The 26668-nt window shown below is 65.8% G+C and carries 23 protein-coding genes and 1 pseudogene; 16 read left to right on the top strand and 8 right to left on the bottom strand.

Annotation, left to right across the window (positions count from 1 at the left end):
- The first annotated feature begins 4 nt into the window (after positions 1-4).
- The 4 genes from ACOQPH_RS16980 (at position 5) to ACOQPH_RS16965 (ending at position 2567) form a co-directional block, all read left to right on the top strand.
- Positions 5-1180, top strand: coding sequence for a zinc-dependent alcohol dehydrogenase (locus tag ACOQPH_RS16980; RefSeq protein ID WP_420622491.1), 1176 nt, complete (start codon positions 5-7; stop codon positions 1178-1180).
- Positions 1181-1248: 68 nt separating this feature from the next.
- Positions 1249-1473 (top strand): RusA family crossover junction endodeoxyribonuclease, encoded by a 225-nt coding sequence (locus tag ACOQPH_RS16975; protein ID WP_420624378.1) that lies wholly within the window; start codon positions 1249-1251, stop codon positions 1471-1473.
- Positions 1470-2330: a hypothetical protein gene (locus ACOQPH_RS16970; RefSeq protein ID WP_420622490.1), complete on the top strand. Its 861-nt coding sequence runs from the start codon at positions 1470-1472 to the stop codon at positions 2328-2330. The genes ACOQPH_RS16975 and ACOQPH_RS16970 overlap by 4 nt, the downstream gene beginning before the upstream one ends.
- A complete protein-coding gene (locus ACOQPH_RS16965; RefSeq protein WP_420622488.1) occupies positions 2331-2567 on the top strand; it encodes a CopG family transcriptional regulator in 237 nt (78 codons plus the stop codon). It abuts the gene before it with no gap.
- Between the two features lie 77 nt (positions 2568-2644).
- Here ACOQPH_RS16965 and ACOQPH_RS16960 read toward each other — a convergent pair whose 3' ends face one another.
- The gene (locus ACOQPH_RS16960; protein ID WP_420622487.1) at positions 2645-2893 is read right to left on the bottom strand and encodes a hypothetical protein; all 249 of its coding nucleotides are present in this window, start codon (positions 2891-2893) and stop codon (positions 2645-2647) included.
- Between the two features lie 340 nt (positions 2894-3233).
- Between ACOQPH_RS16960 and ACOQPH_RS16955 the strand changes: the two genes are divergently transcribed.
- The 6 genes and pseudogenes from ACOQPH_RS16955 to ACOQPH_RS16930 all read left to right on the top strand — a co-directional run bounded on the left by ACOQPH_RS16955 (position 3234) and on the right by ACOQPH_RS16930 (position 8484).
- The gene (locus ACOQPH_RS16955) at positions 3234-3596 is read left to right on the top strand and encodes a hypothetical protein (protein WP_420622486.1); all 363 of its coding nucleotides are present in this window, start codon (positions 3234-3236) and stop codon (positions 3594-3596) included.
- Positions 3597-3641: 45 nt separating this feature from the next.
- Positions 3642-4546: pseudogene (locus ACOQPH_RS16950) on the top strand (McrC family protein).
- 93 nt (positions 4547-4639) lie between these two features.
- On the top strand, positions 4640-4933 hold the full coding sequence (locus ACOQPH_RS16945) for a hypothetical protein (protein ID WP_420622485.1): 294 nt from the start codon (positions 4640-4642) through the stop codon (positions 4931-4933).
- Positions 4918-5154: an HNH endonuclease gene (locus tag ACOQPH_RS16940; RefSeq protein WP_420624377.1), complete on the top strand. Its 237-nt coding sequence runs from the start codon at positions 4918-4920 to the stop codon at positions 5152-5154. Before ACOQPH_RS16945 ends, ACOQPH_RS16940 begins: the two co-directional genes overlap by 16 nt.
- 361 nt (positions 5155-5515) lie before the next feature.
- On the top strand, positions 5516-7735 hold the full coding sequence (locus tag ACOQPH_RS16935) for a peroxidase family protein (protein ID WP_420622484.1): 2220 nt from the start codon (positions 5516-5518) through the stop codon (positions 7733-7735).
- Between the two features lie 74 nt (positions 7736-7809).
- Positions 7810-8484, top strand: a complete 675-nt coding sequence (locus ACOQPH_RS16930) for an aquaporin (protein ID WP_420622483.1) — start codon at positions 7810-7812, stop codon at positions 8482-8484.
- Between the two features lie 24 nt (positions 8485-8508).
- On the opposite strand, the gene hemB is transcribed toward ACOQPH_RS16930, so the two are convergent.
- Positions 8509-9489, bottom strand: coding sequence for a porphobilinogen synthase (hemB, locus tag ACOQPH_RS16925; RefSeq protein ID WP_420622482.1), 981 nt, complete (start codon positions 9487-9489; stop codon positions 8509-8511).
- 42 nt (positions 9490-9531) lie between these two features.
- Here hemB and ACOQPH_RS16920 point away from each other — a divergent pair, with 42 nt between their 5' ends.
- The 4 genes from ACOQPH_RS16920 to ACOQPH_RS16905 are packed head-to-tail and all read left to right on the top strand — an operon-like array spanning position 9532 to position 12509.
- Entirely contained in the window at positions 9532-10032 is a 501-nt protein-coding gene (locus ACOQPH_RS16920; RefSeq protein WP_420622481.1) for a hypothetical protein, read from the top strand.
- 6 nt (positions 10033-10038) lie between these two features.
- Complete coding sequence (locus ACOQPH_RS16915) at positions 10039-10971, top strand: DNA-formamidopyrimidine glycosylase family protein (RefSeq protein WP_420622480.1); 933 nt, start codon at positions 10039-10041, stop codon at positions 10969-10971.
- A 55-nt stretch (positions 10972-11026) separates the two neighbouring features.
- On the top strand, positions 11027-11725 hold the full coding sequence (locus ACOQPH_RS16910; protein ID WP_420622479.1) for a nitroreductase family protein: 699 nt from the start codon (positions 11027-11029) through the stop codon (positions 11723-11725).
- Between the two features lies 1 nt (position 11726).
- Positions 11727-12509, top strand: coding sequence for an SDR family NAD(P)-dependent oxidoreductase (locus tag ACOQPH_RS16905; RefSeq protein ID WP_420622478.1), 783 nt, complete (start codon positions 11727-11729; stop codon positions 12507-12509).
- Positions 12510-12584: 75 nt separating this feature from the next.
- Here the strand turns inward: ACOQPH_RS16905 and ACOQPH_RS16900 are convergent, their stop codons facing one another.
- The gene (locus ACOQPH_RS16900) at positions 12585-13883 is read right to left on the bottom strand and encodes a type II toxin-antitoxin system HipA family toxin (RefSeq protein ID WP_420622477.1); all 1299 of its coding nucleotides are present in this window, start codon (positions 13881-13883) and stop codon (positions 12585-12587) included.
- The gene (locus ACOQPH_RS16895; RefSeq protein WP_420622476.1) at positions 13876-14223 is read right to left on the bottom strand and encodes a helix-turn-helix domain-containing protein; all 348 of its coding nucleotides are present in this window, start codon (positions 14221-14223) and stop codon (positions 13876-13878) included. The genes ACOQPH_RS16900 and ACOQPH_RS16895 overlap by 8 nt, the downstream gene beginning before the upstream one ends.
- Positions 14224-14382: 159 nt before the next feature.
- On the opposite strand from ACOQPH_RS16895, the gene ACOQPH_RS16890 reads away from it, so the two are divergent.
- Positions 14383-14616: a hypothetical protein gene (locus ACOQPH_RS16890; protein WP_419551572.1), complete on the top strand. Its 234-nt coding sequence runs from the start codon at positions 14383-14385 to the stop codon at positions 14614-14616.
- Positions 14617-14801: 185 nt separating this feature from the next.
- On the top strand, positions 14802-15515 hold the full coding sequence (locus ACOQPH_RS16885) for an SDR family NAD(P)-dependent oxidoreductase (protein ID WP_420624376.1): 714 nt from the start codon (positions 14802-14804) through the stop codon (positions 15513-15515).
- A 62-nt stretch (positions 15516-15577) separates the two neighbouring features.
- Here ACOQPH_RS16885 and ACOQPH_RS16880 read toward each other — a convergent pair whose 3' ends face one another.
- The 4 genes from ACOQPH_RS16880 to ACOQPH_RS16865 all read right to left on the bottom strand — a co-directional run bounded on the left by ACOQPH_RS16880 (position 15578) and on the right by ACOQPH_RS16865 (position 26664).
- Positions 15578-17377 carry a sigma-70 family RNA polymerase sigma factor gene (locus ACOQPH_RS16880; protein WP_420622475.1) on the bottom strand — a complete coding sequence of 600 codons (1800 nt, stop codon included), beginning with the start codon at positions 17375-17377 and terminating at the stop codon, positions 15578-15580.
- Between the two features lie 183 nt (positions 17378-17560).
- On the bottom strand, positions 17561-20332 hold the full coding sequence (locus ACOQPH_RS16875; protein WP_420622474.1) for a cell wall-binding repeat-containing protein: 2772 nt from the start codon (positions 20330-20332) through the stop codon (positions 17561-17563).
- A gap of 4 nt (positions 20333-20336) precedes the next feature.
- Positions 20337-23411, bottom strand: a complete 3075-nt coding sequence (locus tag ACOQPH_RS16870) for a cell wall-binding repeat-containing protein (protein WP_420622473.1) — start codon at positions 23409-23411, stop codon at positions 20337-20339.
- 55 nt (positions 23412-23466) lie between these two features.
- Positions 23467-26664, bottom strand: a complete 3198-nt coding sequence (locus tag ACOQPH_RS16865; RefSeq protein ID WP_420622472.1) for a cell wall-binding repeat-containing protein — start codon at positions 26662-26664, stop codon at positions 23467-23469.
- Positions 26665-26668 lie beyond the last annotated feature (4 nt).

Genomic DNA, 26668 nt, shown 5'->3' with positions numbered 1-26668 from the left:
GGGCGTGCAGGCGCTGGTTTTTGAGCGCAAGGAGCTGCGGTTCGCGGCGGCTATGGCGGCGGGCAAGATCAAGCCTGGCTCGGGTGCGGGCGTGGGCCCGCTGCGATTGACCGAGATGGATCCGCCGGAATTGCCGGGCGGCGACTGGCAGTACGTGCGCACGGCGCTGTCGGGCATCTGCGGGTCGGATCTTGCGACGGTGGATGGGAAGGTGTCGCGTTACTTCGAGTCGCTGGTGTCGTTCCCGTTCGTGCCCGGCCATGAAGTGGTCGGTCACATCGACGACGGCACCCGGGTGGTGCTGGAACCGGTGCTGGGGCCTGAAGCTCACGGTGTTGCACCGCCGTGGCCCGATGCGGCGCCTGCCGACGGCAACGATTACGGCCACCTCATCGGCGGCGACATCGAAGCCGGGTTGCAGACAGGTTCGTGCGCGTCGACGGGCGGCGGCTGGTCCGAGACGTTTGCCGCACACCGGTCGCAGCTGCATTCGCTGGGTTCGCTGGAACCTGCGGATCTGTCAGACGAGGCGGCGGTGATGATCGAGCCGACCGCTGCGGGCGTTCATGCCGCGCTGCGGTCGGGAGTGACCCAAGGCGGCACGGCGGCCGTAATCGGTGCCGGCACGATGGGCTTGGTTGCGGTTGCCGCGCTGCGGCAGCTGACCGGCGTGGCGGCGATCGTGGTGGGCGCTCGCTACAGCCATCAGCGCCAGCTGGCGCGTGAGCTAGGTGCTGACCTGGCGGTGTCGCCCGACGAGCTGGGGCGAGCCGTGCGCCGGGCCGCTGGCACCAGGGTGATCGGTGAGACGCTGGGCTCCGGGACGCACGTGACGATCGACGCGGTGGCCTCGTCGTCGTCGCTGACCGATGCCATTGCGATCACCCGACCGCGGGGTCGGGTGGTGGTGCTGGGTATGCCGGCTTCGGTGGAGCTGAACCTGTCGGCGTTGTGGCACCGCGAGACCGAGATGGTGGGGGCCTACTGCTACGGCACCGAGCCGTCGCTGGATGGGGGGCATACCTTCGAGGCGGCCATCAAGCTGGTGCGCGACTGCGACTTGGGCCGGCTGGTCTCCGAGCTGTACCCGCTGGAGGAATACCGCAACGCACTCGAGCACGCCGCTAGTGCTGGTTCCCGCGGCTCGACCAAGATCGCCTTCGACCTGCGCGACTCGTAGCCCACGTCGCAGCACGGCATTCGGGACAGAGCCCAAAATTCCCGTTCTTCTTCCGCGAGACGACTGACCTGGACACTGACAACATCATCAAGCCGATACAAGATGCCCTCGAAGACCTCGTCTACGAGAATGATGAGACCGTTGTCGACGTCTGCGCTCGAAAGGTCAGCAGGCGATATCTGTCGAAGATCGTCGACCCCCCAGCAGCACTCGACGACGCGCTTGCTTCGGCTGCTGGCGACTTCGTCTACGTCCGCGTTGCTGCCGCCCATCGGGAGGTGACATTCTCATGATGATGAATGCCGCCGCTCGCAAGGCACTCATGAGCGCGAAAGCGAGATACGAGGCCGACGGCTACATCGTCAGTGTCAAGCAGCGGCTGCCGGTGCCATTCGATGCCTTCGTGGCCGATGCCATCGCACAACGGGGCGACGAGTTCGTAGTGGTAGATGTCAGGTCGGCCAATATGGACGACTGGTCGCGCGACAGGCTGGGGATGCTCAGGGAGATGCTTAGGACCAAGAGTGGGTGGCGGCTCGACATCCTCACCTACACAACAGAGGCACCACCCACCGTGCCGGACCTGGAGGACATCGAACGCCGAGTTCTCGAGGCCCGTCGCCTCTCAGACACATCGCCCGACGCTGCCGCCTTGCTGATGTGGTCAGCAATCGAAGGTGCCTTGCTTCGGGTCGCTCATCGACGAGACATCGCTCCCAAGCGCCGCTTGCCGCCCCGCAATCTCATTCAGCAACTCACCATCGACGGCATCCTCAGCGACAACCAATCGGCCGCAGTCAGGGAGTTCGCATGTCGGAGGGATGAGATTGCCCACGGCATGCGTGCGGACACTCCCGCCCCAGAGCAATTCGATTGGCTCGGCCGCTTCGCTCTTTCCCTGGCCCGAGGCAGTCACGCCGATCTGTACGAGATGGTGGTCTGGTTCGTCAGCCACTACCTCTCGCCCGACGATGCGGTTGTCTCCGATGATCGTGGAGAAGGACAGCCGGAAGGACTCGTTGCCGCCCCGTCTGATGTCGAGGAGGTCCTACGGCTTCAATTCGAAGACGCCCTCGATGCCGACATCGACGAAGCAGCGAGCCTCATCAAGCTCGGCGACATCGAATGGGCGCGCCGCGACCAGCAGTAGATGAGCGCCGATGCGATGACTCCCGCCGAGGAATTCGAGTTCTACAGCCAGCCAGAGAATCAAGTACCGCGAGGACCTCCACGACGGCGCTCGGCGACGCTGTCCGACCCTGTAACCGTGCGCTTTTCGCGCCAGGTGCTCGAACAGGTGAAGGCAGCAGCGGCAGCCGAGGATCGTTCGGTGTCGTCATGGGTGCGTCGGGCAGTCGATAGCGCTTTGCAAGCATCATCCGCCTAGAGGACGCCGGGCGCAGCCAACGCCGGCTCCCGCGGCTCCACCAGGATCTCCTTCGATCTACGCGAGAGCTGATCTCCTCAGTCTGCTCGAGGGCGTCTCGCCTCGGAACGAACAGCCCGTGACGGATCCGCCTGGTCAGCCTCGATCTGGGCCACGAGCTCGGGATGCCGCAGCAGAGTGGCTTCATGTGCCGACATCACGACGGCAGGCGTGAAAATCAAGGTGCCGTCGGCTTCCTCGTCAACTAGGTAGAGGTTGTGTTCCGGATTCCCGAGCCGGCCGAGCGCCACTCGCCGTCGTGCGTCGAGCTCAACGAGCTGAGACATCTGTGTGACCTCCGAACATGGCGTCGCGTCGGTTGTGGTGACCGCATCTTGTATTCGACAGGGATAAGCGGATTGTATTTAGTAGCCCATTTCCCCATTGCACCAATTCCCTAGTTCACACATTAGGTCAGATGGGTACACTTCTGTTCAGTCCCGAGGCAGATCAGCCACTCGTCGCGTTGCGCGCCGACGTACGACTCAGCGCACTGTTCGACCGAGTGAACGATTTCACTTTGTGCCGTTCTTCCCGAACCACGGACCGACCGCCGGGCTCCTGGGTAGATGGATGGAGCGCAATTCCCCCGATCAGGTGTGGGTTGCCGACAAGGGCGACGCGTAAGTGGTTCTCGTCGACTCTGCAGCGAGTTCGACGGACATCGACACGGCAGCCGGTGACGGTGAACTACAGCCACTCACTCTGTTCGAATGGGAGACTAAGCACCTTCCGCTCAGCGATGCACTCGCTCGGCGTCTCGGGCAGACCAAGTGGGTGTCGGTCCAGCCGGACGTGGAGCCCGATTGGTGGAGAGTGTCTGCTCAGCAATGGGTGGGCGCGTTCACTGTCGGCGACTTGCGAGTCATCGTGCGGCCGAAAATCAAGCCCGAGAACTTGTTCGTGCTTCTCGAGGTCGGTCTGCCCCACGAGGCGTGGCGTCAGGAGGCGTTCGACTACGCGAGAACCGACGAACTCCTGCCGGCGTAGGTTTCGTTCTTCGCACGGACAGCAGAAACGACGCTGGCCCGTGGCTTGTTCCACGACTACCGACATGAAGAGGACGATCTGCTCGCGTTGCGAGGCCCAATCGACTTCGTGCGGCAGTTTCGGCGAGGCGGTGTTCTCGTTCCAATGGCCTGCTCGTGGGACGAATTCACGGCCGATGTGGACGAGAACCGTTGCCTACGGACCTCGGCGCGGCAGGCGCTTCGGGTCCGCGGGGTTCCTTTCGATGACAGACGACGACTCCGCCGTTTACTGGCTGCCTTGGACGGCGTGGCCGAACCGGCAGTTCCGGCGGCGCTGGACTGTCTTGACCGAGTGCAGTTCACCCGGCTGAACGAGCACTACCGGCCCGCGCTAAAGCTGGCTCGCCTCATTCTGGCCAACTTCACCCTCCAAGACCGTCACGGGGACACCGCAGCGTCGGCATTCATGCTGGACATGAACAACTCTTCGAGGACTTCGTCACTGCACGTCTGCAGCGGGAACTGCGGGGGCGGCTAGAGGTCGCATCTCAGTTGCGCCCGTTTCTGGACGTCGACCGTCAGGTGCGGATCCGGCCGGACCTTGCGCTTCGTCGCCTAGGCCAAACAGTTGGCGTGGCGGACATCAAGTACAAGATCGCTACTGCAGATTTCCGATTCGACAAGGGTGAGACAGCGGGACGGCACGGTGACTACTACCAGCTCCTGGCCTACACAGCGGCTCTCGGTCTGAAAGAGGGCACGCTCATCTACTGCGCCGATGTCAACGACGGCGAACCCGCTGAACCGGTATCGGTCGTATCGCTGGCCAGATCCACGATCACCGTTCAGAACTTGGGTACGAAACTCCACGCCGTGGCCATCGATTTGTCCGGCAGCCCCAGCGACATCGATGCACAGATCACAGCCCTCGCCGAGCACTTTGCAGACTCCAAGGCCGCTTCAGTCTGATGAGCGCGTGCCGGGTAAGGCGGTGGCGATGCCGAGCGCTTCGGCCGCGGCGATCTGGCGGGCGTCGTAGCCGACGACTTGGTCAACCATGGGTTGTCCGCAACGCTGGAGGTGTTGCAGGCCGGTGAGATCCAGCTCTCCCATGCGCGGGTCATCGCTCGAAAGACACCCAAGAAACATCGTCGCAGCGAAGAAGAGTTCCTTGAGCTGTGTGCCGCGTACCCGGCGGACACCGTCGCCCGTCATCCGCTCGCCTACCAGAGCCAGCAGGTGTATCCCGATCTGGAGGCCGAGGCTGCGGCTGAGGGCCCGCACTCGCAACGCCAGCGACGCTCAGCGGCTCGTGCTCGCCGCCCGCGACCTGCGGCTGCATCGGCTGCGACCTAACCAGCGAGCACACCCAGACCCACCACATCCAGTGCTACGAGCACGGAGGCGAGACCGTCATCCCGAATCTCGCGTCGCTCTGCGAACCCTGCCATCGGGGCCTGCACCAGCACGACCACCGCATCGACACACCTCCCGATGGGCGACCCCGCATCCGCCCGCCAACGCAGCCCTCCGGCCGCGAGCCCAGCACGGCGTCGGCCACGGCCCGCAGCCCGTAGCCCCAGTCCCCAGCCAAGGCCCAAGGGGAAGAGACATGCCCAGCTCCAAGGGGAGGACCTCGCCCAGACCTTGTCAGAAAGGTTACGCCCGAGCGCGCGAATGGGTCGCGCACGGCCTGTTGATCGGCCAAGTCTGCTCAACCAATTAATTGAGGAAGTCAGCCTTCGGATTCCTCAGAGTTCTATTGGTAAACCCTCAGCGCGGTATCGGTCCCGCTGCACGAAGGCACCGTTAGCGTCCGCCGCTCAGCCTTCGATTGCAGCTTGGGGAATTCGCAACCCCGCTGCGGCGGAGGCTGATCGCGTTGAAGACCACCACCAACCTGGGCTACGGCCCTCCATTTTGAGGAGCGCCGCCCCCGTGCGAGACACAGTCCCCTTACGTCGCCTCCTGGTGTTGGCCGCGGGCTTGGCCGTCCTGCTCACACTGGCAGCGCCACCTCCGCACAGCCTGGCTCTCAGCGCCGACTCGCAGGACAGCACCGCCCCGCAGTGGGTGACCACCGGGGGCAGCGTGCTGTGGGAAGCCGATCTGACGGTGGGAGGCGACGGAGATTCCGTCGGGTACAGCGAGACCGTGGGCGGCTCACTCACCGATACCGATTTCTCGTGGGGGGAAACGGACTACGCGGTGACGAGCGTCTTGCTTGTCCAGCCGGGATCGGACTCGGGCACCGCAAGCGTGAGCATGAGCTTCGATCCTGAGCTTCCAGAGGGATCCGGCTCGTTGCGGCTGCAGATCGGCGATGTGGGGCTCAACCTTGCGGACGGAAGCGTCGACGCTGGCGAATTCACATGGCCCGACGTCGATGCCGACTGGGAGAGCGGCGACATCGTTGCTCTCAGCCTTAACGAGCTTCCCGAGAATCTCGAGCCGCGGGCACTGGATGGCCGGCGAAACAACCTGGTCAACCCCACGTGGGGAATGGCGGGCACGACTCTTCTCAAGAAGGCACCCAATTCCTACGCCGACGGTGTGTCGACGCCGACGACATCGCGACCGAACGCTCGCACCATCAGCAACCTCGTGTTCGCCCAGCACACCTCGGTGCCGAACTTTTCACAGGCCAGCGACATCGTGTGGCAGTGGGGCCAGTTCCTGGACCACGACATCACGCTGAGCCTCGACAACACCGCTGAGCCGCTCCCGATCGCTGTCCCTGCGGACGACCCGGTGTTCGATCCCCTTGGGACCGGCGAGGCCACCATCGGTCTCAGCCGCTCGGTCTCCGATCCCGAGACTGGGACAAACGCAGAGAATCCTCGAAGGCAGGTCAACGCGATCACCGCGTTCATTGACGGCTCGCAGGTGTACGGCTCCGACAGAGTTCGAGCTTCCGCTCTGCGCACCAACGACGGCACGGGCAAGCTCAAGACGTCAAGCGACGGCCGATTCTTGCCGTACAACGACCAGGGTCTCGGCAATGAAGGCGGCGCGCACCGCCCGACGCTCTTTGTTGCAGGCGATGTGCGAGTCAACGAGCAGATCGGTCTCACGGCGATGCACACGCTGTTCGTCCGCGAGCACAATCGCCTCGCGGGCATCATCGCCACCCAGAATCCTGACCTGAGCGGCGATGAGACCTACGAACTGGCCCGCAAGATCGTCGGCGCTCAGATCCAGAACATCACCTTCAGCGAGTTCTTGCCGTTGCTGTTGGGGCCCGACGCCTTCGACGCCTACTCGGGCTACGACCCAGACGTAGATCCGACTATCGCCAGCGAGTTCTCGGCGGCGGCGTACCGGGTCGGCCACACCTTGCTGTCGCCCAAACTCAATCTCCTTGACGCCGACGGGGAGTCAGAGAAGATCAGTCTGGCAAGTTCGTTCTTCAGCCCTTCGTTCTACAACGGTCATGGCATCTCCGAAGTCCTGCGCGGCTTCGCTGCTCAACAGGCCCAAGATGTCGACTCGCAGGTCATCAACGAAGTCCGGAACTTCCTCCAGCGCGAGCCACACGGCATCGCCTTGGACCTGGTAGCGCTGAATATTCAGCGGGGTCGCGATCACGGCGTCGGCGACTACAACACGGTGCGCAGCGCCTACGGCTTGACTGCAGTGGAGAGCTTCGCCGACATCTCGTCGGACCCAGATGTCCAACAAGCGCTCGAAGACGCCTACGCAGACGTCGGCGACTTGGACCTCTGGCCCGCTGCGCTGGCAGAAGACCACGTGCCCGCAGCAGCGGTCGGCGAGACGCTCCGTGCCGTCATCTCCGACCAGTTCCGCCGCCTCCGCGACGGCGACCGTTTCTGGTTCGAGAATGACGCCTACTTCACGGCGAACCCCGATCTCTTGGCGGAGGTTCGCAGCACCACCCTGGCGGACATCATCCGCCGGAACACCCCCATCGACGACGAACTCGACGACAACGTCTTTGTCGTCGCAAGCGACACGGCGCCCGAAAGCGACACTGAGTCCGACACCAACGCGGCGCCCGAGAGCAAGACAGAGTCCGACACCAACGCGGCACTCGACATCAATACGGGATCCAACACCAACACGGGCTCCCAACGCAACACGGCGCCGCGACCTGCCCCGACGGTCGCCGCCTATGTTCCGCCGCTCTGCTTCTACTAGGAGACAGCCGAACGGGGCCCATGAGTTCACCGCGCCGTTGACGCTCGTTTGCTCGTAGCTGCGAGGCTGTCCCGGTGACGGCGCTGCGACAGACGACGGCCAGCCGGTTGACCTCGGAGTTCGTGGGGACTGGGTTCCTGCTGCTGAGCGTGGTCGGCTCGGGGATCATGGCCGAGCGGCTGAGCCCGAATGACGTCGGGCTGCAGCTGCTGGAAAACTCGATCGCGACTGCGGGTGCGTTGGCGTGCCTGATCCTGCTGTTCGGGTCGACGTCAGGAGCGCATTTCAACCCCGCGGTGACGCTGTGGGCGCGGCTCGCAGGCGACCTGGACAACCGGATGACCGGGTTGTACGTGGTGGTGCAGACCGTCGGCGGGATCCTGGGCGCCATCGCGGCCAACGTGATCTTCGAGCTCGACGCCGTGTTCTGGTCGACCCAGGACCGGATCAGCCCCGAGGCCTTCCTGTCAGAGATCATCGCCACGTTCGGGTTGGTGATCGTGATCATCGGCGTGGTTCGCTCGGGCAAGGAGCAGTTCGTTGCCTTCGCGGTGGCCGCCTACATCGGCGGCGCCTACTTCTTCACCTCATCGACCAGCTTCGCCAACCCGGCCGTGACCGTGGCCCGCATGTTCTCCGACACGTTCGCCGGCATCGCACCTGCCAGTGCTCCGTTGTTCATCGTGGCGCAGTTCATCGGAGCGCTGTGCGCCATCGGGGTGGCGCGGGTGACACACCCGGCGCGCTGAGGCTGCGGACGTTCGGGCCGGTCGCTACTGCAGCGTCTCGGCGAACTCGCGTGCGAGGTAGGTGAGGATGATGTCGGCGCCAGCTCGCTTGATGGCGGTGAGGTGCTCGACCGCAGTGGCGTCGCCATCGATCCAGCCGTTGGCCGCTGCGGCCTTGAGCATCGCGTATTCGCCCGACACGTGATACGCCGCCAGCGGCAGGTCGAAACGGGCCCGGGCGGCGGCGATCACATCGAGGTATGCCAGCGCCGGTTTCACCATGACGATGTCGGCGCCCTCGGCAATATCCAGCTCGATCTCGGCCATGGCCTCGCGGGCGTTGGAGGGGTCCTGCTGGTAGCCCTTGCGGTTCCCGCCACCGCGGATGGTCACGTCGACGGCGTCGCGGAACGGCCCGTACTCGGCCGAGGCGTACTTCGCCGAGTAGGCCATGATCGGCAGGTTCTCGTGGCCGTTGCGGTCAAGGGCCTGGCGGATCGCCCCTACCTGCCCGTCCATCATCCCCGAGGGTCCCACCATGTCAGCGCCCGCTTCGGCCTGGGCCAGCGCCACCCGCTGGTACAGCTCGAGCGTGGCGTCGTTGTCAACCTCGCCGTCGTCGGTCAGCACGCCGCAGTGTCCGTGGTCGGTGTACTCGTCGAGGCACAGGTCGGCGATGATCGCCAGTTCCGAGCCGTGGTCGTCTCGCAGGTTGGACAGGGCCACCTGCACGACGCCGTCTGGGTTCCAGGCTTCGGAACCCACAGCGTCCTTGCGGGCGGGCAGCCCGAACAGGATCACGCCGCTGATGCCGAGGCCGGCCAGATCGTTGACTTCCTTGCGCAGCGATTCCTGCGTGTGCTGCACCACGCCTGGCAGCGACACGATGGGCTGCGGCTCGGTGGCGTCCTCGCGCACGAACAGCGGAGCGATGAGATCGGTGGGGGTGACGGTGGTCTCGGCGACGAGGCGGCGCAGTGCTGGGGTGCGGCGCAGGCGGCGCAAACGGCGAGCCGGAAAGGTCACCCCGTCATGCTATTGGCCGATGATGGGCGTAGGTTCGGGAGCGTGGAGATCGGGTCCGAGGACTGGTGCACAGCGATGTCGGTGGTGCTCGCGGAGGTGGAGCTGCCGGAGGTTCAGGCCACGGTGGAGCAGCGGATCGGCGACGGCAATGGCGGACCGGTCGTTGCCTACCGGCTGGTGATCGACGGCGGGCGAGCGCACTTGGAGCCAGCGCAGGGTCTTGACGACGGCGACGACGACGGTGACGGCGTTGTGGTGATGAGCCAGTCACGAACCACCGCTGAGGCCGTGCGGCGAGGCGAGCTGGGCGCGTTGGCTGCGCTTCAGGCGGGGTTGATCAAGGTGAGCGGCGATGTGCGGGTGCTGATCGCGGCCGCTGAGGCGTTGGCAGCGGTGGATGCTGCGTTGGGGCAGGCGTTGGCTGGCGACGACGGGAACGGTGCAGCCGACGGACGCGACGGCGGCGACGGGAATGGCGCTGCGGATGGACGCACTGATGGCGGCGGCGGCCCGCCCGATGACGCCGGTGGCGACGGGAGCTGAGACGTCGTGCCGGAGATCCCCGAGATCCGGGCGCACGCAGAACGATTGGAAGCGCTGGCCGCTGGCGAGGTGCTGAAGCGCGTCGAGCCGCTGTCGTTCACGGCGTTCAAGACCGCCAGCCCGCAACCCAGCGCGGCGCTGGGACGGCCGCTGTGCAGCGTCGGCCAGCGAGCCAAGTACTTGCTGCTGCGGTTCGCTCCCCCGATGCAGGATCCGGCCAGCGGGGGAACCGGTGGTGGCGCGGGTCTCGGCGACGACGGGGACGACAGGGGCGACGGGGGCGACGATCTGACGTTCGTGGTGCATCTGATGCAGGGCGGCCGGCTGCGGGTGCTCGAACCGGGTGCGAAGCGGTCGCGCCGCCCCCGCGACGGCTTGGCACGGTTCGAGTTCGACAGCGGCCTGGGGCTCTTGCTCACCGAGCCAGGCACGCAGAAGCGGGCCGGCGTTTGGGTGCTTGAGGGGGGTGTGGCCAACGCCGAGCCGATCGCCGGTCTGGGTCCCGAGGCCACCGAAGTGGACCCAGCGGGCATGGCCAAGCTCATGGCGGCCCATTCGGGTCGCCTGCACAACTTCCTGCGGGATCAGCGGGTGATCTCGGGGCTGGGGCGGCGGCTGGCGAACGAGATCTGCCATCGGGTGAAGCTGTCGCCGTTCGCCACGGTCGGACGGCTTGACGCCGACGTCGTGGGGCGGGTGGTGGCCGCCATCGAAGCGGTTGTCGACGAGTCGCTGGTCTTCGAACGGGGGCGCCCGAAGATGAGCCGTTCGGCCGAGCGGCCCTCGGCAGTGCACGGCCGCACGGGGGCACCCTGCGTGGCTTGCGATGACGTAGTGCGGGCCGTTGAGTACCGCGACTACTCAGTCAACTACTGCGCCGGATGTCAGACCGGCGGGCGGGTGCTGGCCGACAACACGACCAGCAAGTTCCTGCGCTAGCGGCGGATCGCTCGGCCCCGGTGTGTGTTACAGGTGCCGGTTACGCTCCTGCGTCATGAGCGAACCTGACGTATCAGAACTCGGCCTTGCGGCCGACGGCATCAAACTTGGACTGTCGGCCGATGAGGTGCTGCAGAGCACCCGGGCGGTGCGCAAGCGGCTTGACTTCGACCGGCCGGTGCCCGAATCGGTGCTGCGGGAATGCGTAGAGATCGCCGTGCAGGCGCCGACGGGCTCGAACATGCAGGGCTGGCACTTTGTATTCGTCACCGAGCGCGACAAGATCGAGGCCATCTCCGCGCTGTACAAGAAAGGCTTCGACTCCTACCGCAACAGCCCCATGTATGCGGGCCGGGTGGCGTCGGGCCTGGGCGCCGAGCGCGAGGCGCAGCAGGCTCGGGTGACCTCGTCGGCTGAGTACCTGTCGCAGAACATGGGTCGCAGCCCGGTGCTGTTCATCCCGTGCATCACCGGCCGCACCGACGATCCGCGGATGATGGTGAGCCAGGCGGGCTCGATCATCCCCGCGACCTGGAGCTTCATGCTGGCCGCACGTGAGCGGGGTCTGGGCACCTGCTGGACCACGCTGCACCTCGGCTACGAGAAAGAGGCGGCGGAGATCCTGGGCATTCCCTACGACACGGTGCGGCAGTACGCGCTCAGCCCGGTGGCGTACACCCAGGGCACCGATTTCAAGCTGGCCACCCGGACCGATCTTGACTCGGTGATGAGCTGGAACTCCTGGAGCCGCTGAGATGGCCGCGAAGTCGCCCTCGGAGCTGTTCGACCTGTCGGGTCGGGTGGCGGTGGTCACCGGCGGGTCACGCGGGTTGGGCCGCGAGATGGTGCTGGCGTTCGCCCGGGCGGGTGCCGACGTGGTAATCGCGTCGCGCAAGCTCGACAACTGCGAGGCTCTCGCCGACGAGGTGCGTTCGACCACGGGCCAGCGGGCGTTGGCAGTGGCCTGCCACGTGGGCTACTGGGAGCAGAACGACGCCTTGTGCGAGCGCGTCTACGACGAGTTCGGGCACTGCGAGGTGCTGGTGAACAACGCCGGGCTGTCGCCGATGTATCCGTCGCTGTACGACGTGTCCGAAGCCCTGTTCGACAAGGTGATCGACGTCAACCTGAAGGGGCCGTTCCGGGCCTCGGCGGTGTTCGGCAAGCGCATGTTCAAAGCGGGCGGCGGTTCCATCATCAACGTCAGCTCGGTGGCTGCGGTGGCGCCGTCGCCGAACGAGACGGCGTACGGGGCAGCGAAGGCGGGCATTCACGCCATCACGCAGTCGTTCGCCCGGGAGTACGCGCCTCGGGTGCGGGTGAACTGCATCATGCCGGGCCCGTTCCTGACCGACATCTCGAAGGCTTGGGACATGGCGGCCTTCAACGAGCGGGCCGAGAACGAGATCGCGCTGCGCCGTGGCGGCGAGGCCGACGAGGTGGTGGGCGCTGCGCTCTATTTCGCCTCGGAAGCGTCGAGCTATACGACGGGTTCGGTGCTCAAGGTCGACGGCGGCACGGCTTGGGCGACCAGCTGATCGCAGCACTGGCCGAGCCGGCGACGGAACTGATCCGCCGCCGCGCAGTCCGCGACCAACAGACGAGCCGCAGCTTCAGGCCGCAGCTTCGAGGATGGCGGCGCAGTGGCCGACGCGGGCGGCAATCAGCTCGACGAGGCGTTGGGCGAAGTCTTCCGCTCCGCAGTCGGCGATGGCTGGATCAGCCGCTGCCTCAGCGACCGCAGCCGGTAGACGGCTGGCGAGGTCGGCAACGCGTGCGACAACGTCCTCTGCATCGAGACCGAGCCCGCTCGCAGTCTTCTGCCACGCGTCGGAGCGATCGGCCCGCGTGAGCCGGTAGCCGTCACCGATCTTCATGGCCAAGTTCACCTTGTGGCCCTTGGAATCGTCGTACGGCAGGAACGATGCGACGTCGAACAGCGGCGCCAGTCGCGCCCACGAACCGTGCAGGAGCAGCGCGTGGTTCTTGGCGTGGGCATCGGTGCCGGCAATCAGCCAGTTGAACGCGAGCGCATCGACGAAGCGCCACACGTCATCGGCGGCCAGCCGGCCCGGCACCACGGAGCGCAGCAGGCCCGCAACGTCCTCAGGCCCTGGCCCGCCGTCGGATTGGTACTTGTGATCGGGGTGAACCGACAGAGCTTGGCAGAGGTCTTCCTGATGAAGGCGCTCCACATGCCCGCCACGCCAGACACGGTCGAATCGTTCAACCACTATCGCAGTCTCGTCTTCGAAGGTCACCAACGACGTCCGCACTGCTGGGAGATCCGCATGGGATGCCGCGGCGAGGCAGAGGTGCTCGTTGACCTGGCTCCAGCGATACTCGGCAATCGCGGGCTTGATGATGTGCGTGCTCGGCAACGAGCCCATCGCCCGGTACCACTGCCCGTCACTGCGGTGCAGCGCTGTCTTCGCCTGGGCCCCGCCGAGGCTGAACTGTCCGCGGAAATCACTGCCGAGCCACAGTGCGCGATTGGCATGCAGATCGCGCAGCCGCAGGGCGATGTCGGCATCGCTCATCAACTGCGCCTCGGCCACACGCTCCGACAGCGCGCCGATCTCCGATGGCGGGCACAGCTGCACGGCACCGGGACAGTCGCGGCCGATCGGCGTGCCCAACAGCGAGAACGGACTTGCACTCGACACCGAGAACTCGCGGCCCCAGCGGCGCAGCACTTCACGGTCATCGGGCAGCAGGCCCCATAGCCACGGCGTTACCACGTTGTTGTCGTGCTCGGCCGAGGTCAGCGGCATCGCCGCAGAGATTGGCGTGGCAGCAGGGTCGGCACGGTAGCTGTCGTCGTAGCGAAGCATCAGCTGGCCAGAGGCTGCGCGATGCAGTTCGGCAGCAATCTGCCCACGCAACAGCACAGCGAGAACGCTGTCAGTCATGGTGAACGGCTGACGGCTCGGAGGCGGAGCGGCTGGTACTCCAGTTATTGATGTACCGGTTGAGATCGAATCCGCCGCTATCAATGTCAGCACCGATACGAGCATCGGCATCGGCCGGAATGAGGCCGAAGCCCAGACCCAGTGCGATCGTCACGCGTAACACCCCGTCCAAAGACACCGTCGGCTTGCCGTTCTCGAAACTCGACAGCCACGGGCGGGCCACGCCAGCCTCGCCCGCCAAGGTGCGCTGCGACCAGCCGCGCTCCTTGCGCGCCGCCGCGATGGCTGCTCCGAGTTCTCGGCTGGTCAGCAGCGGGCGCGCTGCGTTCGTGGTCTCCATACAAGAACACTCCCGATTTGTCTTTGTTCGCTGACATGATATATATGTCTTCGTTCACAGACAAATACTCATTGTCACCGAGAAGGTGCTCCAATCCGCGCACCCTCTACGCTCTGCGCACGACATACAAGAGATGCATGACTGAATGGAGTTCCTGACATGACAACATCACACTTCGGTCTCCCCAGCCCGGAAAATGCCCAGATTGTGTTCACCGTGCTGAACACCCTGCGGAAGCTCCACCATGTGATGGGAGCGGACTACTCCCGCGAGTGGTGGTCCACGCGCAATGCGGAGCTGGATAGCCGAACACCGTCGGAGGCTGTCATCGCTGGCGACCACGAGGCTGTCGCCCGATTAGTCGATTCGTACCTCGATCCCAGCTTCGTCTAGCGGCCAAGCCACATCTGCACCCGAGGCATCGGTCGGCAGGCCAGCCGAAGTCGTTGCGGCTACGTTGAGCGCCGCCGCGGGCCGTGCGCGGGGAGCATTGGAGGATTGCTGTGGGGACGACGAAGCGACTGTCGACATTGAACCGGTCGATTGAGGGCCGGGTGACGCTGATCACCGGCGCTGGCATGGGCCAGGGACGGGCGACGGCGCATCTGTTCGCCGACGAGGGGGCGCACGTTGCGGTGACCGACCTGGGCCAGGCCGAGGTGGATGCCGTGGTGGCCGAGATCAACGACGCCGGCGGCTCGGCGGCGGGCTGGACGATGGACGTGGCCAACCGCGACCGTGTCAATCAGGTAACGGCCGAGGTGGCCGAGCGTTTCGGCGGCATCGACCACGTCATCAACAACGCCGGCATCTCACGCTTCTCGCCGATCGATGCCCCCGAGTACGAGGACAACTGGGCGATCTCGCTCGAGGTGCTGCTGACGGCGCACACCTACACCGTGCGAGCGGCGCTGCCGTACCTGCGGCAGTCAGATGCAGCGCGCATCGTGAACATCGCGTCCACCGAAGGCTGGGGCGCCACGAAGTTCGGCTCGCCGTACACGGCGGCCAAGCACGGCGTGATCGGGCTCACCAAGTCACTGGCCGTGGAGCTCGGCCGTGAGGGCATCACGGTGAACTGCATCTGCCCCGGACCGATCCGCACCGCCATGACGGCGGAGATTTCCGAGGAGCACAAGACGATCTTCGCCAAGCGCCGCACCGCACTGGGCCGCTACGCCGAACCCGAGGAAGTGGCCCACGGCACGCTCAACTTCTGCCTGCCCGCCAGCCAATACATGACGGGCGCCGTCCTCCCCGTAGACGGCGGCCTCCTCATCAAGAACGCCTGACCGCCGCTGCCATCAGCTATCGGGGTTGTTGAGCTCGGGCTGCTGGGTGAACTGAACTCGAGTTACTGGGTGAGGGTGACGGTCAGCGACTGAGGCATGCCGTCGACATCGAGTGTCAGGGTGCCCGACAGAGTGCCGCGCACTGCGAGGGGCAGCGCCTCGGTGGGTGCGGCGGTGAAGACGCCGGTCATCGACAGGGACCCATCGCCGTTGTCGCTGCCACGGGCTGCCAACCGCATCTCGGCGGACACACCGTCATCGCCGGGGGCGAACACCAGCAAGGCGCTAAACCGCCGCTCGTCCACCGCAGTGTCGGCGGCCTGAAGCGACGCAGTGCTCGGCACCACTACGGCCACCGACTTGCTCATCGTCGTGGTCTCGACGGTCTCGCTGTCATCGGTCGTGGTGGTTGTCGTGGTCGTCACCGTCAGGGACAGCGTGCCTGCGACGTCGTAGCGGTCGGCACCGGAAGGCGTGAAGGTCAGCTCGGCGCCTTCGACATTGCTCGTGGCGACGGCGGTCACGACCGGTTCGCTGGCGGTGCTGGATTCCGGCTCGCTGGCCACCGGATTGTCGACGACGTTGGACGTATCGTTCTCGCTGACTATTTGATCGACTAGCTGGCCGTCATCTTCTGTGGCGGACACGCCCGGCGCAACAACCGCCGTGGCCGTCGACGAAGAGGAATCAGGGGTCAACGAGGTGTCGTTGTCCGCAACCGCTACGAGCGGAGCCTCCTCCTGCACGACAGCGACAACCGCAGCCTCCTCCTGCACGACAGCGACAACCGCAGCCTCCTCCTGCACGACAGCGACAACCGCAGCCTCCTGCGGTTCGACAGCTGTTGCCGTGGCTTCTTCCTGCGTGACGGATGCGGCGGCGACGGCGGCCGGAGTCACGTCAGTCTCCACAGCAGCAGGTGCCGACTCGACCACCGGTGGCCGTTCAGCGGCAGGAACGACGACTGGCGCGTCGGGCGCAGGCACCTCCACGGCGAGCGGGGTCAGCACTTCGATGACCGAATCGGGCAGCACCCGCTCGGCGGCCTTGTGGACGGTTGAATCCGCCGTCGGGGAGATCACCGCGGTGGCAAGCCCAAGGCCGACTGCAGCCTTGGCAACCATCGGCACACTGGTGGTTGCAACATTGGCGACGGCTGCAGCGGCACGCGAGGCCACGGGCGCTGTCTCAGTCAGCAACGGCATTGCGGAAGTTACCGACGACTGTGTGGCACCAGACCCATGGCCCGCAACTGCGGAGGCAGCTCGTTCGCCGCGGCGAAGCAGCCCTGCGAGTGCCACCGGAACAAACGCTGCAGCACGCAGCGCAGCACGCAGCGCCGTGCGAGCACGCGACACCCGGGCCCGGACGTTGTCCTCGCTCACGCCGGTGACCTTCGCCATCTCGTCGTACGGGAGCTCTTCGACGAAGCGCATCTGCAGCGCCTCGCGGTACGGCTCGGGTAGGCCCTCCACTGCGTCGGCAACGTCGGAGAGATCGATGTCGAGCCCCAACTCGGTCTCGACGCTGGGTGTCGGCTGCAGCGCAGTGTCGTTGACGGCTGCGCGTTCGGACTTCTCGCTCTCACGGCGACGCCGGTTGCCCTCGTCAATGCAGACGTTGGCGAGGATCCGGTGCAGCCACGGCTTGACCCGGTAGTTGCCGTTGAACCGGGGCATGGCCCTCAGCGCACGCACCAGCGTTTCCTGGACAGCGTCTTCGGCCGATTCGTTGCAGCTCAAGCGACGGCGCGCGTGATTGAGAAGCTGTGGCCGGTACTCACGAACCAGTTCGGCGAACGCTTCATCGTCGCCGGCCTGGTAGGCGATGACCAAGTCTCGATCTTCGAGTCGAAGGGCCATAACGGTTCTCAGGGTCGCTAACAGAGGCCCGTACGGCCTCCTACATTTCGAATGCTACCGCAGCCCCCCCGAGCGGCTGTCGTCACATTTTCGGTTGATCAGCAGTTACACGCCCCGGCGAGTCGAGATCTCGACGGTGCGCGACAAATGAAGCGGTGTGAACACGAGGTCACGCGCGATGAGTCAGCGCCGGTTCTCGGAGCCGTCCCAGCATTCGAGCTCGCCGTTGGCGCGGATGCCGCACGAGAATGCTTCGCCTGCGGCTATGGAGATGAAGTGGCCCGCGGGTGCGTCCAGTTCGGTGTAGATGCCACCGCCCCAGCACTCCACGGTTCCGTTGGGGCGGATCCCGCAGACGTGGCGTCGGCCAGAAGAAATGGCCGTGAACTCGCCCGCTGGTGTGACGACCGTCTCGTCATTGCTGAATCCGCTCCAGCAGTGAACGGTGCCGTCGGCACGCAGGCCGCAGGTATGCGAGCTGCCGGCAGTAATCGCTGTGAAGCTGCCGGACGGCGCTTGCAGAATCTCCGGCAGGTACGGTTCGCCGCCCCAGCACTCGACGGCGCCGCCGACACGGAGGCCGCAGGTGTGGGACCAGCCGACCGCGACATCGGTGAATGTCCCCGCTGGCGGGTCTGCCTGGCCGTAGTCGTTGCCGTAGTTGTCAGCCCAGCACCTGATCGCGCCATCGCTGCGGACTGCGCATGAGTGCTGGCGGCCCACGTCGAGCACCGTGAATGTGCCCTGTGGCACCTCTGGTATGCCGCCGAACGTCTGACCGCTGTAGAGGTCGCCCCAACACTCGATCCTCCCATCGGGGCGCAGGCCGCATGATCCCGAAGGGCCTGCGCCAACAGCGACAAATGGACCATCGGGAATATTCCTCGCCTGTCCTCGACCGCTGCACTCGACGAAGCCGTCGGCTCGCAGCACGCAGATGCTGATGTGGCCGACGGCATCGGCGGCGCTGACGGCGGTGTAAGCATCGGACGACTGGCCGGCGTCTGCTGCGCCGCCGGAGTCAGACGATTGCAGCGTCGGGCGGCTGGAGAATGCCTCACAGCCCGCTAGCCGCCTGAGCGGGACCGAGGCCGCCGAGGCCTCATAGACGCCGAAGCACCACGTCAGTGACTGGCCCGTGCGGATGCGGAACGTCGCCTTCCACTCGCCAGGCTCCAGGGCTTCGTTCGCTATGAGGAAGATCCTGTTGCTCGCCGCGTGGACGCTGCACAGGTTGCCGTCGAGCGTGCGGAAGTGCTGGCCGCTGGCGCCTCGCAGTTCGGCCGTTGCTCCCGCAGCGAAACGAAAGCTCGTCGGGAACAGGATGATCAACGGCAGCCCAGCACTTGGCCGCTCCTGATAGCCAGGGCAGTGGTCCAGCGGATTGGGACGCTCGCCGGTGAAGCGCGTGAGCGGCACCCAGCTGCCAGCCCCGGGAAACACGACGGTTTCTGAATGCGTGCTGCCGGATCGCCCGCGAATCACATCGAGTCCGTGGTCGAAGCGGCCATCAGGTCGTTCAGAGCGACCGAGCGCAACCCTTTCCAAGAGCGGGTACAGCATCGCTGCTCCGTGGAAGGGCGCTCGCATCCAACTGTCGATCCCATCGGCGTCAGTCCGGTTCGCATACGACAGGTTCGAGCTCTGTCCGCCGCGATGCCCCTCGATGGTGAAGTGCGGGCTTGTGGGGTCTTCGCGATGATGGCTCGACGCCTGGGTCGGGTCTCCGAAGGGCCCTTCTATTCGCAGGTACTCAAGGTGCTTCACGATGCCCGCAGACCATTCGGAGTTCTCTGTGACCGGCAGCAGGCCCGACGCGGCGCGGTAGGCGTTGAGGCGGTCGAGCCAGTGCTCCGGAAGGGGCTCTGGCACATGAGTTCCGGCATTGGCCGTCGGCACGTCAGCCTCTGAGTCGGCCTGGATGAAACGGAACGCGGCATCGGCTGCTGCAAGCCCAGCCGAGGCGGCGACGTCGAGGCTGCCCAGGCGCCGAACCTCCGCTTCAGGCGCAAGCCCGGCTATCTCAGCCTCGATAGCAGCGGCAAGTGCCTCGGGCGCCCCGACCAGCGTGACGGTGCTGGGTCGGTGCTCCCGCAGCAGCTCCGCCGTGGCCGTTCCGAGGGCGTCGGAGGACGCCGCATAGAGCACAGCGCTGCTGCCGTCGGACGCAGCCAGTGCGGCCGCGATCCCGATGTCGGTCTCGGACCAGCCATAGGCCACGACCGCGTGGGTCGCTCCAGCCTCGAGCGCGCGTTGAGCTGACAGTGCTGCGGTGTCGATGCGCGTTGCGCCCCCCAGACGTTCCACCGTTGCTCCTGGCGCCAAGGCACGGATCTCTTCCGCGACGCTCTCAGCGAGCGCGGCCGCTCCGCCGACCAGAAGCACTCGACCCGGCTGCGACTCCCTCAGCAGCTCACGGGTCGGTGCCCCTAGGTCGTCGCTCTCCGAATAGAGCACAGCGTCGCCGCGGCCGGTCGCGACCGCCGACGCCGCAGTCCCCACATCGGACAGCGACCACCCGTTCGCGACCACGAGCGTCGGTGCGGTGGCGCCGGTGAGCGAGCCCGCAGCAGCACGGGCCGCTGTGTCGATCCGATCCGCACCGGCGTGACGCGAGATCGCCACTCGTGGCACCAGACGCCTCAGCTCGCCATAGATGGCGTCGGTCAGCGCGGCAGTCCCGCCCACCATGACCACCCGGTCAGGAGCGAACCTGGCCACCACGGCGGCGGATCGCTCACCCAAGGCGTGAGCGGATGCGGCGAAGACCACGGCATCACCCCCGCCAGCGGCGACGAGCGACGCAGCCGTGCCGACATCTGACAACGAGCCGCCGTTGGCAACGATCAGGGTGGAGCCCGCATTGGCCTGCGCCGCCGACGGCGCCGCGAGCATCGATGCAGCCAAGACGGTCGAACACACCGCCACGCAGAGCCCCCGAAGCACGCCTGGCACGTGACTAAGCCTCAGTGTCGGGGTCGATGACGCAGGTCATGTACTCGTATGGGTCTTGGACGGTGCCGTCGACGCGCACGCCGCTGATGGACACTGTGTAGCAGCGCTCGCCGTCGACCGGTTCTTCGTGCCGGCCCGAGTTGGTGTCGCCTGCGACTGCCCACACGATCGTTGCGTCGGTCAGCAGATCCGCTCTCGCGATGATCTCGATGTCCACGGGACCGGACTCATCGATCATCGCAACTGTCGCGCCGGAGACATCAGGGCGGCACTGCCAGAGGGCTCGCTGGCTGCACTGCCATTCGAACGCGGCCAGACCGAACGACCAACGTCCCCACACCGATGTGTACGGGACGTATCCGGGCGGAGGCCATGCGACGAAGCCGCGCTGCTCGCGAACCTCACGAGTCGACGACCGAGGCCCGAACACATACAGGGCATTGCTGGCCCTGTGGACGCCGCGCATGTCGGGGACGTCTCCGGTGCCGATCATCGTCTGCTGCGGCAGCAAGATCCACGTGCGGTGCCCCACCCTCAGGTTGTTGGCACCGGAGTCCTGGATGTAGCCGTCGATGGAGCGCAGGCCGGAAACGCCGAGGAAGATGTTGCTCGAACGAGCCCCCAACGCGCCCGTTTCGGAGTAGCACTTCCAGTCGTTGCCGGGATAATGCGAGAGCGAGCCCTGTGCGGCCATCATCAGCGCGGTGTGCTGGGCGGTTGACGAGAAACCGCTGTTCTCGGTGACGGTGGTCAGCCCCGCCATGCGGCGGAACCAGTTGACTCGCTGGATCATGCTGTCGCGGAATTCCTGGCTGGTGGATCCCGCTACGCAGTCCGCCACGTTGCCGGTGTAGCCCCAATCGGGCTCCCCACGCTCGTACTCGGCCTCATACGCGGCAAGCGCGGCATCGCGATTCCACGTGTCCAAACCCAAGGCTGAACCAGCACCGCTGTCCGTGACGGTGATCGCCACAGGTTGGGACTTCTCGTTGCCGTAGCCGAGCCGGTCATGGGCTGCTCGTTCGGGTACGCGGACCACCACGGTTCCCGGCGACCTCGCGACCACCGTCACCCGATAGCTCACGCCGGATCCCTCCAGCGCTGTCGCGTCGCCATTGACGATGTCGAAGTCGTCCACCTCCAGTCCGTCCACGGCACGGGGGAAACTCACGTCCACTTCGACGAGAGTGCCGATGCCGACAACCCAGGCAGCGTCCGATGACAGCCGCGGCGCGAGGCGCGGTGCGTCGTCGCGTTGGGGCACCTCCAGTTGCCCCCGGTTGTTCTCGCCCCAGCACACGACGGTGCCATCGAGGCGCAGACCGCAGGTGTGCTGGAAGCCGAGGCTGACCGCCCAGTAGGCGCCGTGCGGTGCGCCGAGCTGGCCGTTGGAGTTGGTGCCCCAGCACTCCACCGAGCTGTCCGTCCTGATGCCGCACGCATGATTCACGTTGGGAATGACAGAGCGGAACGCTCCGGGCGGAACCTCGAATGCGTTGTCGCCCTGGTACCGCCGGCCCCAGCACTCCACTGTGCCGTTCGGCCGAACGCCGCACGTGTCGTCTCCGCTGCGTGCAGCAGCCACGGAGTCGAACGCTCCCGCGGGTGCCATCGTCTCGCCGCCGTCGTCGTCGCCCCAGCACTCGATGGAGCCATCGGTTCGGAGGCCGCACGCATGATCTCGCCCGACGGTGATCTCGGTGTAGGACCCGTCGGGAACATCGTTGACGCCGCTGTACGTGCTGCCCCAGCACTCGACCGTGCCGTCGGGTCGCAGGCCGCACGAGTTGGTGCTCCCGACCGAGACTGCGGCAAACACGCCAGACGGTGCGGCCGGCCTATCGCTGCCGTCGAACAGCCAACAAGAGACCGTGCCGTCCAAGCGCAATCCGCAGGAGTAGTTCTGTCCGGCGGAGAGCGAGGAAAACGTCCCGGCAGGAGCCGCTGCGTCGTTCCGACCGTTGTTGCCCCAGCACTCCACCGTGCCATCGGGCTCGATGCCGCATGCGAACGACGAAGCGGCGCTGACCGCGATGAAGCGCGACTGGCTTGCAGGCGCGGCCGCTCCCAGTGCGTGCAGGGACGTGTGCGTTGCTTCGGTGATCTGTGTCACACCCAACTTGGACCCGATGTCGGCCAAGAGCTGCGTCGTCGCGGCGTCTACGGCACCGACGAGGAACACGTGATCAATCGAGTGCCCGGTCAGCGCTGTTTCGGTCGCAGCACCGATCGCATTCGGGTCGGCATACAGCACGACGCTGTCCGGCAGCGCCGCCGCCAATGAGGCCGCAATGCCGACGTCACCCAACGACCAGCCGTTTGCGAGCACCGCCGTCGTGGCACCGCCGTCCAGGGCGTGCTGCGCGACGAGCGCCGCTGTCTCCACCCGGGTCGTGCCGCCGAGCCGCTCCGTCTGGACGACCCCCGCAGACTCGGTCGCGCTGGCCAGAACATCGGCCGACACCGCCGCGGCACCGCCGGCCACCAGTATGCGAACCGGCCGATGTGTGGCCAGCACCTGGCGGGTCGACTCGCCAAGCGCGTCCCGGCTGGAATACAGCACTGCGTCTGCAGCACCCGACGCCACCGCGGAGGCCGCCGCGCCCACATCGGGCAACGACCAGCCGTTCGCAAGCACCACCGTGACCGACCCAGAGCCCCGCAGCGCTCGCGCAGCAGCCAACGCGGCCGTATGTATGCGATTGCTGCCGGACAGCCGGTCGATGTCGACGCCCGGCGCCAAGGAGCGCAACTCGCTCACAACACCCGGACCGACGGCGCTGGCGCCGCCCACCACCAAGATGCGGTCCGGCTGCTGGTCCGCGATGATCAAAGCTCCGCCCGCGCCGAGTTCGTCCACCGCTTCGGCGAGAACCACGGCTTCGCCTTCGCCCGCAGCCACCAGCGATGCCGCAGTGCCCACATCAGGCAGCGACGTTCCCAACGCCACCACCAAGACCGATTCGGAGACGTTCAGTGCTGCTGCGGGATGCGTCGCGACCGGTGGCACCACGGCAAGTGCGCCGCTGACCACGAGGCATCCGACCGCCGCAACAGCGCCCCGGCGCAGCCGTTTCACATCACTTCGCCTCTGACCGGAACTCGGCCCCGAGTGGATCGTCTCCGCGACATCGTCAACTGCTGCGAGTGATCGTGACTGTGTGTGTGTCGCCGTCGTCGGCGGTGACAGTGACGGTGTAGCCGCGGACTCTGACCGAGTCGCCCGGCTGGAGCAACGGGAGATAATCGACGTAACCGTCGCCGGAATCGCCGGCGATCTTGATGGGCAGATCACCCGTCTGGAATGCTGCATCGACGGTGTACACCAGTACCCCGTTCCCATCATGGGTTCCACTGGATTCGGTCGGCACGCTGTCGAATCCAAGAGGGCGTCTGCTCTCGACTACAAGAACCCCTTGCGTGTTGACCGGTACCGCCGCCATGGCAACCCCATCGCCCGGTTGCGCCACTGGCGATAGCTTCACCGTCGTTCTGTTGCCGCTGAGGCAGTGCACCTGCGACTCGGACAGCCAACCGAGCTGCCACCGATTCCACGCCAGCATTTCGGAGCCACCCACTCTCCAAATGTCATCGTCCTGATGGACTGCGAATCTCGCGCCAAGTCCCATCGGTCCGAATCCGGAACGGCCCCATCGGTGCCCTTCAGGTAGCTCGGGAAACAGGCGGCTCTCGTAGCTGTACATGTCGACCAACCCGAGGCTGTGGGCAATTTCGTGACGGCCGATGGTCCCCCAGTCCTGTAACTGCCGAGGCCCCACGCGGAGCTCAATGGTGTTCACTCGCGTAGTTGTGACCGTCACACCGTCAGCGACAGCGGTACCCCCGGCGTTCCCGCCGCCAAAGTGGCTGCTTGGAAACACCGACAACGCGAGATCCACCGTTGAGAAGTCGAATTCGCCGTCGGCTAACGCGACCGCATGCGCGGACGCCTCCTGGCCTAGAGCAAATCCGAGCGGCGTACGAGCGATGTATGCATCCCAGTCTCGCTCCGCTCGTAGCCATCGATGCAACGGCACGAACTCGACATCGAGCTTTCCGTAACTGACGGTCTCGAGGTAAGTCTCAATCCGCGGCAAACCGAGTTCGGCTTCGCGATACGTGGAGTGTTCAGCCTGCGCATCGGGGAAGTCCATGAACAACACGGCGACACGAACAACGCCCGTGGTGGGCACCGAGTCTTGGAGCGGGAATCCCGCCGTTGTGTCACCCATGACACCTTGGGGGCGGCATTCGCGGGCGCCCACTGGAATCGGTGTTCCGCGCGCTCCTGTTGCTGAAACGAACTTTCCAGAAGAAAAGAGGATCCGCTGCCCGTCGGGAGACCAGTCCGGCGCTGGATGGCCTCCAACCGAGTCTGTCACGGTTTCTTCGTCGAGACCATCGACATCGGCGATCACGATGTAGGACCCTTGCGAAGCTGCGCGGACGAACGCTATTCGGTCGCCGTCGGGCGACCATGACAGACCATTGCCGGGGTTGGCTGCACTGGCGACCGGACGGGCCCGTGAGCTATCCGGCGCGATGACATACACGAATCCTGCTGGGGAAACAAAAGCGATGCGGTCGCCGCTGGGCGACCACTTCGGAGACCAGACGGGGTCTGTGGACTGCTTCGTAGACCCACCGACCTCCCCGAAAGCCGTGCGCACCACTGGGTTGAAGCCCGACGACCGCATCGTGACGAGATCGAATTGGGCGTTGACGAGTTGACCTTGCACATCTAGTCCTGCGCCCCGAATACGCCGGAACGCGATTTGCGCTGAATCGGGTGACCACGAAGGCGAATCGTCCGACACATCGCCGAAGGTCAACTGGCTGGTTCCGGTGCCATCGATTGAGGCGACCCAGACATGAGACGTCGAATTCGTACCCGGTTCAAGTACTTGGGTGTGGTACACAATCCGGGTGCCGTCGGGCGACCAGTCCGGGTCCGCAACACGGCCGTCGTCATGGCCGACGAGCATCTGCAGCTGGGTGCCGTCACGGTCCATTGTCCACAACTGGCCGCCCTTGGCGTAAACGATCTTCGTGCAGTCCGGGGACCAAGCCGGATCCTGCACACGCTGATCGAGAATCCGGGTCGGACCATCGGAAATCGCACCACCGCAGCCGCCGATGGGTCGTGTGCCGACCGTCACGATGCCCGTGAACGCGGTGTCACGCTCGGCCTCGAGGTAGCTCGTCAATCCCGCACTTGACACCGCCGCCTCGCCGCCGAAGATGATCGCTTGAAGCGACGGCGAGCCGCCCGAGGCTGTCCAGACCCGTACCTGGTCAAGATGCGAAGCAGTTGCCGCCGGGACAAGGCTGGGATCGGCGAGCACGAGCGGCGCGCAGAGACGACCCAGCAGCGGACCCGAACTGAACGAATCGAACGGCACCCCCGCCCGCGCCACCCCGATCCGCCGGGTCGTGAAGCACTCTTGGCCGGCTGTGTCGCCGTAGCGGTTCCGAATGAAATTCGCGGCCTTGATCGCTGTTTCGTACCTCGTGCGACCAGCAAGTCTCGTCACCGACATCCCAGATTCTGTGATGGACTCCTCGACCTCCTCACTGATCGCCGCGGTGCCACCCATCACGATGACGTGCTCTGCCTTCGCCTTCGCCAACCCAGCACGAGCACTCAAGTCCAATCGGTCACGTGGGGTGAGCAAGATCGGATGGCCGCCGCGTGCGGCAAAGGGACCGGCTACGAGTGCGTCAGCAAACACCTCGCCATTGGCGACAATCGCAGTGCGGCCGAAACCGGGAATGACACCTGCGTCGCCCATCTTGTCGGCGACCGTAGAAGCGGTGATGTACTCATCGCCGCCGATGATGTACTCGATGTCGATGCCTAGGTGCGCGGTGAGGGCTACGTCGACTTCGAAGCCGATGAAGTCGTCGGTGCCGTAGGTTCTCAGCAAGTGCACAGTCGATACGCCCACTCGCTGCAGGAACTCAGCTGCGTCATCCCGCAGCTCATCGGGCGGTGTCATAAGCAGCGGCGCCCCGAGCTTCGCGGCGTAGGGCGCTGCTACGACGGCAGATGTCCAACTCTCGCCGGACACCAGTACGACTGTGTCGAGCTTGCCACCCGCCTCGCGCGCATAGGCCTCGGCCACCGCCAACGACGTGGCGTAACGGTCAGCGCCGCCGTAGCGGGTGACCGTCACGTCGGCAATCGATGGCTGAGCGGCTCGTGCGGCTGCGGGTTCCGGCATCGCAAGCACGGTGGCGGCCACGACCATTGCGATCACTGCCGCGGCAGCGCCCCTGCGCAACTGTTGGCCGCTCTTGCCCCGGTGGCGAGACGTCGCGGTCGCGCTCATCGTG

The organism is Candidatus Poriferisodalis sp., from assembly GCF_965221945.1.
GTDB lineage: Bacteria > Actinomycetota > Acidimicrobiia > Acidimicrobiales > Poriferisodalaceae > Poriferisodalis.
The sequence above is the reverse complement of the archived record's forward strand: the minus strand, read 5'-3'. Positions and strand labels throughout refer to the sequence as shown.

Coding starts and splice junctions, on each gene's coding strand:
- ACOQPH_RS16970 (WP_420622490.1), top strand. CDS start 1,470: ATGATGATGAATGCCGCCGCTCGCAAGGCACTCATGAGCGCGAAAGCG.
- ACOQPH_RS16965 (WP_420622488.1), top strand. CDS start 2,331: ATGAGCGCCGATGCGATGACTCCCGCCGAGGAATTCGAGTTCTACAGC.
- ACOQPH_RS16960 (WP_420622487.1), bottom strand. CDS start 2,893: ATGTCTCAGCTCGTTGAGCTCGACGCACGACGGCGAGTGGCGCTCGGC.
- ACOQPH_RS16910 (WP_420622479.1), top strand. CDS start 11,027: ATGAGCGAACCTGACGTATCAGAACTCGGCCTTGCGGCCGACGGCATC.
- ACOQPH_RS16905 (WP_420622478.1), top strand. CDS start 11,727: ATGGCCGCGAAGTCGCCCTCGGAGCTGTTCGACCTGTCGGGTCGGGTG.
- ACOQPH_RS16900 (WP_420622477.1), bottom strand. CDS start 13,883: ATGACTGACAGCGTTCTCGCTGTGCTGTTGCGTGGGCAGATTGCTGCC.
- ACOQPH_RS16895 (WP_420622476.1), bottom strand. CDS start 14,223: ATGGAGACCACGAACGCAGCGCGCCCGCTGCTGACCAGCCGAGAACTC.
- ACOQPH_RS16890 (WP_419551572.1), top strand. CDS start 14,383: ATGACAACATCACACTTCGGTCTCCCCAGCCCGGAAAATGCCCAGATT.
- ACOQPH_RS16885 (WP_420624376.1), top strand. CDS start 14,802: ATGGGCCAGGGACGGGCGACGGCGCATCTGTTCGCCGACGAGGGGGCG.
- ACOQPH_RS16880 (WP_420622475.1), bottom strand. CDS start 17,377: ATGGCCCTTCGACTCGAAGATCGAGACTTGGTCATCGCCTACCAGGCC.
- ACOQPH_RS16865 (WP_420622472.1), bottom strand. CDS start 26,664: ATGAGCGCGACCGCGACGTCTCGCCACCGGGGCAAGAGCGGCCAACAG.